At 44.3% G+C, this 9,847-nt stretch carries 5 protein-coding genes; 1 reads left to right on the top strand and 4 read right to left on the bottom strand.

The window, feature by feature from the left end:
- Nucleotides 1–325 precede the first annotated feature (325 nt).
- The 4 genes from HWQ37_RS04470 to HWQ37_RS04455 form a co-directional block, all read right to left on the bottom strand.
- Nucleotides 326–2,668 (bottom strand): adenylate/guanylate cyclase domain-containing protein, encoded by a 2,343-nt coding sequence (locus HWQ37_RS04470; RefSeq protein ID WP_292744310.1) that lies wholly within the window; start codon nucleotides 2,666–2,668, stop codon nucleotides 326–328.
- A gap of 297 nt (nucleotides 2,669–2,965) precedes the next feature.
- Nucleotides 2,966–3,832, bottom strand: a complete 867-nt coding sequence (locus HWQ37_RS04465; protein ID WP_292744308.1) for a hypothetical protein — start codon at nucleotides 3,830–3,832, stop codon at nucleotides 2,966–2,968.
- Between the two features lie 259 nt (nucleotides 3,833–4,091).
- On the bottom strand, nucleotides 4,092–5,153 hold the full coding sequence (gene speB, locus HWQ37_RS04460) for an agmatinase SpeB (RefSeq protein WP_292744305.1): 1,062 nt from the start codon (nucleotides 5,151–5,153) through the stop codon (nucleotides 4,092–4,094).
- 217 nt (nucleotides 5,154–5,370) lie between these two features.
- On the bottom strand, nucleotides 5,371–5,673 hold the full coding sequence (locus HWQ37_RS04455; RefSeq protein WP_292744302.1) for an acylphosphatase: 303 nt from the start codon (nucleotides 5,671–5,673) through the stop codon (nucleotides 5,371–5,373).
- Nucleotides 5,674–6,040: 367 nt separating this feature from the next.
- On the opposite strand from HWQ37_RS04455, the gene HWQ37_RS04450 reads away from it, so the two are divergent.
- On the top strand, nucleotides 6,041–9,847 hold a 3,807-nt coding region (locus HWQ37_RS04450), incomplete at its 3' end, for a two-partner secretion domain-containing protein (RefSeq protein WP_292744299.1).

The following is a 9,847-nucleotide window of genomic DNA, read 5'->3' as shown; positions in this document are numbered from 1 at the left end:
ACAGACGAGAAGCCATTTTTGATAAACTGCAAAAAGACTATCTAGCAGCCAAAACCCGACCATCGGATCAGGTTCCGGCAGCAGTTGCTGAAAGTGCTTCACAGCAAACAGCGACTTATCCCTGTGGGCGGTTGATTCCGAATTCTCATTAGGGAAGAGGCAGAGGGCTTGGGGGCAGGGGAGGCAGGGGAGGCAGGGGAGGCAGGGGAGGCAGGGGAGACAAGGGAGACAAGGGAGACAAGGGAGACAAGGGAGACAAGGAGATAAACAAAACTCCTAACTCCTAACTCAGCACTCCTAACGCACTCAGCACTCCTAACGCCCCTTATCCATTCCGTCCAATCAACAAATAAGTTGTCATCTTCCCTTTACCTTTAACTTCGATTTCGCCTCGTTTTTCAAATAAAAACTCATCACACAAGCACTTATAAGCATCTTCTGTAACCTGGATTTTACCAGCAATCCCAAGGGATTCCATGCAGCTAGCAATGTTTACTATGTCTCCCCAAAGATCGTAAGTAAACTTGTTGAGATCGATTACTCCTGCTAATACTGAACCGCTATGGATGCCGATACGGATGCTGAAATTCTGGTTATTCTCAGTATTAAATAGAGCGATCGCAGTTTGCATATCCAGTGCCATGAGAGCGATCGCTTGAGGACGATCGGGGCGATGTGTGGGCAAGCCAGCAACTACCATATAAGCATCGGTAATAGTCTTGATTTTCTCTAAACCATATCCTTGGGTGAGGCGATCGAAAGCTGAGAAAATTGAGTTGAGTAGGTTCAGCAGTCGAATTGCACTCATAGAAGTAGCAATTTCGGTCAAGCCAACGATATCTGCAAATAAAACTGTGATATCAGCAAAGTCTTCGGCAATATTAACTGGTTGTTCTTTCAGTTCTTTAGAGATTGTATCTGGCAAAATATTCAGCAATAAACGTTCGGTTTCTTGCTGCTGATGGCGAAGTGCTTCTTCTGCTGCTAGTCGCTGGGTGACATTGCGAAAAATGCCGCGAATCGCAACTGGATGTCCTTCGATAAATTTGCAATTAATATTACCTTCGACAAAGATTGTTTGACCGTCTTTCGTAACGAATGTGGCTGTTACTTCCCCAAGTTTTTCTCCTGATAGCACGCGATAAAATCTTTGCAAACAGTGTTGCTTAAACTCTGGATGGATAATATCAAAAACACTCATATTTGCAATTTCCGCTTCGTCATATCCCAAAGTTTCTCGCCATGCACGATTGACATATAAAAAACGACCGGATGGATTGACAGATTGAATTAAATCATTAGCATTTTCAAATAAATCTCGATATCGTTCTTCACTTTCTACAAGAGCATCTTCTGCTTGTTTGCGTTTGATAAATTGGGCGATTTGGCTACCAATAGAACTCATCATCTGTAATAGGTCTTTATCTTTTGGTAGTAACTCCTGGCTAAAGAAAACCATCACTCCTAAGATTTCGCTATCATCTAAAATGGGGAAGCCAAAAGCTGTGTGCAATCCAGCCTCAGCAGCAGCTTGCGATCGCCTTTGATCTCCATCGACTGTGATATCTTTAATCCACAACGGCAAACGTCTGATCCAAATTCGACCAGGTAAGCCAACACCATCTGTATAGGTAGCTTGCCAGGTAATTGCTTTAAACTCTCGCACAGAAACTAATCGACTTGACCAAATTTCCACACATCTTAGTACTGCATTGAGGTTATCTCCTTGTACCGAAGTGGCAATATATTGGCTTGGTGTCCAAAGTTCGCCTAAATCCCATCCTAAGTTTTGACAAATCGACTGCAAAATTTGCGGAATCCCCTGCTTGATGCTGCGTGATTCTGATAATATGCGAGTAATAGAATACTGGGCGCTTGTACGCTGTTCCCGGCGTTGCCAAGCAGTAATATCCCGACCAATGTAGACAATATCTTCTAGTCCTTCTGTTTTTTTTGCAATTACTGAGCAAGAAAAAGCAATCAACAGCTTTTCTCTAGTTTTTGTTCGACAAACTACTTCTAGATTCTGGGAATTACGCTTGAAATAAGAATTTTGATAGATATCTTTAATTAAGAGTTGATTATCATCAAGGATTAGTGATATTGGTTGATTGATTAATTCTTCTTCCCGAAAACCAAATAATTTTTTAGCGGCACGGTTAACCTTTTTTATTTTTCCTGAATTACTGGTTACTAACAAAGCATCTGCCATTGAAGCAATTACTTGTTCCATGTAATTTCTGTATGAGATTAAAGCACTTGATAGCAGATTCGTTTTTTTGGCTTGCTGTGCTAATTTTTGTTTTAAAACAAGTCTATCAGTAACATCTTCAATTAAGACTATTAATTTATTTTCCTGCTGTTCGCCGATAATATATATATCTATATATAGATATAGTTTATCCTCTAAACATCGTTCAATCGCTTGTAATTCAAACAGTTCTTGCTCCCCTTTGAGGATAGTTTTCAGAATATCTTCAAGTCCGATCAACTCAGGAAAACCTAGTCGGACATCTTTTCCCCGGATCGCTTCATCAGGAAATTTTGCAAACCGTTGTACTTGGGCGGATGTATCTATGATGCAGAAATTATCATCCAGTTCCAAACGTTCAAATTTAAGGGGAAAAGAAGGTTTATTAAAAATCCGATCTAGTACTTGGTCTTTCATTATGGTATTGAAACAAGCTTTAGACTTATCTTTAAAATTAAGATTCTGAGAAAGAAAATATTTTAATAGTTGCCTTCATCTTTAATTTTAATCCTATGTGGTATTTTACAAAATTGTGAATTAGGTTAATATTGCTGTAAAGGCCTTTCATTCATTTCGCTATCTTGAAAGTTCATTTTGCAAGATAGTGCGTGCGATCGCCACTAGAAAATTTGAAACCCGTCACTCTGTAAGAGAGTGGCGAGTCTGTAATAAGGTTCCCTCCACTCTCTTATTCTTCAATTCCATCAACAAGGTTTATGATTGGGTGCTGGCTACGATTTGATTCCAGGCTTTGACTGCCGTTTGTAAATTTTTTGGTAGGTTATTTTGAGAAATATCATTGTACTGAACCGTACCTTCTTGGCTGGTGAGGGTGTAGGTGATATAATCAGCAGCACCACTGGGGGCTGGGTAACTCAAATTCCGAAATTTACTAAACCTAGAGCGTTTTAGCGATCGCACAAATTGTTCTACCTGTTGCCCAGAAACGCGGCGAACACTACGTTCAGAATCATTAGCATCACCAATCCGCACCCGAATCAGTCGCCCATCTTTGAGTAAAACAGTCTCATAAGTTCTGCCAGCAAAACCCCCACTGGAGATTTGGCGAAATACTATATCTCGATCTAACGGTGGTGGTAACTCGCTGGCTGGAATTTGCACAGGGGCTAGTGTATTTTCGTTTGCCTTTTCATTCAGTCTGAGTGCGGAACCTGTTTGATTAGTATGATAAACCCAGTTTTCTTTGCCATTAGATACCACAATCCGCCAACCAGGAACTAACGCTTCGGTGCAAATTTCATCAGCTTGAGGCAGTTCCAAGCAACCATTACGCCAAGTCTGTTGATTGTAGTCAACAATTTGTAATTGTCTGATAGAAATTCCCTGTCTGCGGGCTAAATCTCGCAGTACCGCATTAGCTAATGGACGTGGCAAGCGGTTTGGTTTAATATTCTCTTTAAGAACTTCATTTTTCCTTTCTAGAGAGAAATTTGCAGAAGCACCCGTAGCGTCTTTGACAAGTGTTAAACCGCCAGCAACAGACAAAATCCCAGTCAAAATCAAAGCAGTGAAAACTCGCGCTTGATTGGTGTTAAAGTAGTTTTTCAACATGATTCTCATACTAAAATAGAACAAATAAATAGTATCCAGATACTAATAGACAATAAAGAATATAATTCCAGAACTTCATCAGTTGGAATTAGCTTAGTATTTGTGTTCTGAAACAGATATAGAGACAGACGCTGATGTACTGATTGTTTGTTCCTTATACAAATTCTGCGAAAAATGCACTCAATCAAAACACTTTATAGTTCTACAGCAATGAACTAAGAACTCAGAAGCTCAAGCTTCATTAAGTAGGTGGATTGTGCAATTCACTCTAAATTCTGACACCTGACTCCTGAATTCTGTTTGATAAATCCATCAAATTTGCCAGCTTGTAAACTACCCGCGCTCCAACATTACCATCCCACTCCGCATCACCGACTTCGCAGATATCAAAGCCAATAATTTTTCTGCCACTATTGACCAATTCTCGGAATAGACAAAATGTTTGCTCTAATTCCAACCCACCTGGAACAGGAGTACCCGTACTCGGACAGAGTTTTGGATCTAAACCATCGACATCAAAACTAATATAAACATACTCAGGTAAATGGCTGATAATTTCTCGGCATAAATCAATCCAAGTTGTGCCAGAATAAAGCTTTTGCTTAATAGCTGGGTCGTAATAAGCAATAATGCGACTATCAGATTGGTTAATCATTTGTACTTCATCATGACTAATATCACGCAAACCTACCTGCACTAACTTAGAAATTTGCGGTATTTTCATCGCATTAAACATAATCGACGCATGAGAAAACTCGAATCCCTCATAAGCATCGCGTAAATCTGCGTGGGCATCAATATGCAAAATGCCATAGTTTGGGTATTTAGCTGCTAATGCTTGGAAATAACCTAAAGGCGAACTGTGATCTCCACCGATGACAGCAACTCGCTTACCATTATTGATTGCGGCTTGACAATTTTCAAATAGCCATTGATTAACTTGTTGACCGGCTTGATTAATTTCTGTCAGCACAGATGTTAAATCTGGTGTATCGGAGAGTTGTTTACCTTGGGCTAATCGTTCGATAATTTTTGCTGCCAAGGTGCGGTAGTATGCGTTCTTCTCTAAAATATCTTGGGAAATTTCTTGCATAAAAATTCCCTGCTTCCAACCATCAGGGTGATCGAAATCGAACAAATCTAATTGAGTCGAAGCATCTAGAATTCGCTGCGGGCCATTAGCAGTACCAGCACCATAGGAAACAGTGACTTCCCACGGTACACCAAAGACAATCAAGTTTGCAGACTCATAATCGCAGGGCAAACCTAAGAGGTTGCCATTTATTTCACCTACACCGCTAGGATTGTAGTCTTTTAATTGATTACTCATTGAATATCTTCTGGATTTACGTGGATAGACAGCACGCCGCCTAGTGGACATCTGCATTCTAATCAAAATTTTTCACAGGCGGTAAACTAGCATTGTTAACAAAAGTCCTCAGTTCTCTTTTAGCGTACTCAGTGCAAGCGATCGCAAAGCAAATATAAATTGAACTCTGTCTCCGACACGCTGTTCGCGTTCGTAGAGAAGTATTACGAATTACGAATTAGTCAACCCGTTTAACTTCAAATCCCCGCAACCCTTCTGGTTCTTCATATTCAACCACAACATCTTTAACCACAGCAGCAGGTGGCCCAGAGTGACACCAGCGAACCATATTATCTACAACCTCTCGCGCCCCTTCAAAAACTGCCTCTACTCGATTATCAGGGAGATTCCGCACCCAACCGGTTAATCCCAATTGCCTAGCTGTATCCACAGTGGAATAACGATAGCCCACTCCTTGGACTCGGCCAGAAATAAATACATGGGCGCGGATGATCTTTGGCAGTGCTGTGGAATTCTGCATAAACTGGTCTAATCCTTACGATTCCAGTTTACCTAGTTTGTTTTAATCCTGGTTAACACAAGCTTATATTCCTTCAGGACTTACCCAAAATACCTCTCAAACTCTGATTTCTTTACGTTCTCTGTGTCTCTGTGGTTCGATTTTCCGGTAAGTCCTAGTGGTCTGTCAAATCTATTTTGACGGTTGGAGAGACGCGATAAATCGCCGTCTCTACAAAAAATTTATTCGTCAATTATTTCTTGACAGACTACTAGTTAAGATTTGACGATCGCCCAACAGCATTTGGTTTGTTCAGAACGGATCACACTGATACTGTTCACTCTCAATCTGAAGCGGGAATCATATTTAAGAAACCCCGATCTTTAAGATGCAAAATTTAGCTTCTCGCCTGTGCCAGTTTGGTAGTGTCCTGCTTACCTTTCTGATTTCCACTCCCGTCCGCGCTCAAATTGTTCCCGACCGTACACTCCCAGTAAATTCTCAGGTAACACCTGGCTGCACAATTTGCACAATTGATGCAGGTACAGTCCGGGGTGTGAATTTGTTTCACAGTTTCCAAGAGTTTTCTGTTCCCACAGGCGGCGAGGCGTTTTTCAATAATCCGGTTGCAATTCAAAACATCCTCACGCGGGTGACTGGAAGCAATTTTTCTAGTATTGATGGGCTGATTCGTGTCAATGGTATTGCCAATCTGTTTTTAATCAATCCCAACGGAATTATTTTTGGTGCTAATGCTCAGTTAAACATCGGTGGTTCCTTTGTTGCTAGCACCGCCAGCAGTTTGAAGTTTCCTGATGGTGGTGAGTTCAGCGCCATCAATCCCCAAGCACCACCGCTACTAAGTGTCAACGTGCCATTAGGACTGCAAAGGGGTAGCATTTCAACTGATTCTGCGATCGCTAATCGGGGTAATCTCGCCGTTGGAAAAGACCTGACTCTGGAAGGGAACCACCTCGATTTGCAAGGACAACTGGTAGCGGGCAGAGATATCACTCTGAACGCTCAAGGGACGGTACAAATTCGGGATAGCGTCACAACTCCATTTATCGCTAGTGCAGGTAGAGATTTAATGATTCAAGGGAATCAGGGCATTGATATTTTTACCCTGAACCATCCCCAATCGCAGTTTCAGAGTCTCGGCAAATTGAGTCTGGTTAGCGATCGCACCATTTCAGGTGATGCCCATTTTTTCAGTGGTGGTGAGTTCCAAATCCGCAGTCAATCAGGACAACCCGCCACCTTTGTTAGCCTGTATGACCCCATTATTAGTAGTGCAGGGGATGTGGATATTGCAGGTAGCTACACAGGTGCATCCCTGCTAATTGAGTCATTAGGCAGTGTGCAGATTCAGGGTGGCATTAAAATTACCGGCCCCGATACCGTTTCGACCTTTGTGGGTAGCGATGGGATTTTAAGTACCCGTCCGGGGTTAATCATCCGGTCTGGGCAGACGAATCTGATTTATGGCGGCAGCAATCAAAACAATCCACCTGCTTACACAGGGGGCACAGTTCCAAGTGGAATTACGCTGACGGGCAATGTGCTGGTGCAACCTTTTAATAACGTTGGGGGAGTCGTCAGCCTAATCGCTGGTAGTGGAGATATTAACGTTGCTAGTATCGATGTGTCCAATGAAACTGGTGGAGATGGAGGGACGATCGCTCTCTCTACCAACAATGGCAACCTCACCACCAATGGCTTATTCTACTCAGCCTCAACCTCAGATAGTGGCAACAGTGGCAATGGTGGGTCGATCGCTCTCTCTACCAACAATGGCACTCTCACTATTAATGGCCTGTTGTACTCAGCTTCAAGCTCAAATGCTGGCAACAGTGGCGATGGTGGGGCGATCGCCCTTTCTACCAACAATGGCAATCTCACTATTAATGGCGCGTTGTACTCAGCCTCAACCTCAAATGGTGGCAACAGTGGCAATGGTGGGGCGATCGCTCTCTCTACCAACAATGGCGACCTGATCGCCAATGGCTTGTTCTACTCACTCTCAAGCTCAAATGGTGGCAACAGTGGCAACGGCGGCGCGATCGTCCTTTCTACCAACAATGGCAACCTCACCAACAATAACTTGTTGTACTCGGCATCAGGCTCAAGTGGTGGCAACAGTGGCAATGGCGGCGCGATCGCCCTTTCTACCAACAATGGCACTCTCACCAATAATGGCTCATTGTACTCATTCTCCAGCTCAGATATTGGCAATAGTGGCAATGGCGGCACGATCGCCCTTTCTGCTACCAATGGCGACCTAACTAACAGTGGTTATTTGTCCTCAAACTCTATCGCAACGAGTGGCACGAGTGGTAATGGCGGTGCGATCGCCCTCTCTACCAACAATGGCACTCTTACCAACAATGGCGTGTTGGACTCAAGCTCAAATGGTCGCACGAGTGGTAATGGCGGTGAGATCGTCCTCTCGACAACCGAGGGCGATCTCACCAACAATGGTTACTTGTCTTCATACTCATTATCAAGCACTGGCAATAGTGGTAATGGCGGGGCGATCGCCTTTACCAGCACCAACGGCAACCTCACCAACAATAGCTTATTGTACTCATTCTCGTACTCAAGCACTGGCAATAGTGGCAATGGCGGCGCGATCGCTTTTAGCAGTACCAACGGCAACCTCACCAACAATAATTACAGTTACTTGTCCTCATTCTCGTTATCTGACACCGGCAATAGTGGCAATGGCGGTGCGATCGCCCTCACTGCTCACAATGGCAACCTTGCTACCAATAGCGATTTGTCCTCATTCTCGTATTCAATAGCTGGCAATAGTAGCAATGGCGGCGCGATCGCTCTCAGCGCCGAGAATGGGAATATTACTGGAGGAGGAAGTAGCCTGAATGCCTTTTCAGTTGCGCCCCAAGGAACTGCAAACGCTGGCGGAAATGTCACATTAGACGCGAAAAACCAGGTGTCTGGACTGCAAATACTGACGGCATCCTCTTCAGCACAGGCGGGGGCAGTTACGGTGAATAGTCAAGGAGATTTAGCGATCGCAGATACCGTAATTTTAACTGGAAAACAAGTGACAATAGACACTGCTTTTACAGGAAAAATCACAATTCCGGTCACTGGAACGGGGCGATCGGGCGATGTCAACATTACCAGCACCGGGAATCTCACCCTCACTAACAGCCGGATTGAAAGCGACACCAAAGGCAGCGACCCTGCCGGAAATATCACCTTCATCAGTCCTGGTCTAGCAACGTTCAACCAGAGTCAAATTCTCAGCAGCACCAGCAATAGCGGCAATGCCGGGAATATCACCGTTACCACTGGGCAGGGTATCAGCCTGACCAATGGTAGCAGCCTTGCTGCCACCACCAGCAGTACTGGCAAAGCGGGTGACATTACCCTCAACAGCCCCACTGTTGTTATTGCTGGAGACGCACAAATTACCGCCGCCACTCAGAGCAGTGGACAGGGTGGTACTATCACTATAAACGCGCCTACAGCCGTGAACATTGCACAGGTGGAAGGCGCTGCGCCCGTCCTTTCGGTAGCAGCCACCGATGCAGGTAAAGCCGGGGATATCATAATTAATACCCCCAGTCTTAATTTGTCCGATAACGCCCGTATTGTTGCCACGGCAACCGCCACAGCAACTAATGCCGGGGGTGGTGGTAGCATTACCCTCAATGCTTCCCAAATGAATCTGGCGGGTATCGTGGGAGTATTTGCTGATACTCAAGGACAAGCTCCCGCAGGTACGCTGCGGCTCAATCCCTACGCCAATGACACCACTTTAGATGTATTCCTCGCGCCCCAATCCCAAATCTCTGCATCCACCAATGGTAACGGCAAGGGTGGCGACCTGATTCTCACTGCTCCAGACACGATTACCCTCACAGGGGCAGGTAAGTTAACTGCCGAAACCAACAGCAGTGGCAATGCTGGAAATATTAGCGTGACGACTCGGCAATTTAATCACAATGGGGTGGAATTATCTGCTTCCACTTCTGGTAGTGGCAACGCCGGAAACCTGACGATTACTGCCGATCGCGTCAACTTAAGCCAGGGAGCGCGAGTATCTTCTAATACGAATAACAGTGGAGCCGCAGGGGATATTACATTTAAAACTGACCAACTAACCCTTACTGGTGCTGGTACTGGACTATTTGCCACGACAACTGCGGGTTCTACGGGCAAGGGT

The sequence above is a fragment of the Nostoc sp. NMS4 genome (genome assembly GCF_017115095.1).
Taxonomy (GTDB): Bacteria; Cyanobacteriota; Cyanobacteriia; order Cyanobacteriales; family Nostocaceae; genus Nostoc.
This window is presented reverse-complemented; position numbering and strand designations above follow the sequence as displayed.

What these genes read in the sequence shown, in the direction of transcription:
- speB (WP_292744305.1), bottom strand. Translation starts at nt 5,153, where the DNA reads ATGAGTAATCAATTAAAAGACTACAATCCTAGCGGTGTAGGTGAAATA.
- HWQ37_RS04465 (WP_292744308.1), bottom strand. Translation starts at nt 3,832, where the DNA reads ATGAGAATCATGTTGAAAAACTACTTTAACACCAATCAAGCGCGAGTT.
- HWQ37_RS04470 (WP_292744310.1), bottom strand. Translation starts at nt 2,668, where the DNA reads ATGAAAGACCAAGTACTAGATCGGATTTTTAATAAACCTTCTTTTCCC.
- HWQ37_RS04455 (WP_292744302.1), bottom strand. Translation starts at nt 5,673, where the DNA reads ATGCAGAATTCCACAGCACTGCCAAAGATCATCCGCGCCCATGTATTT.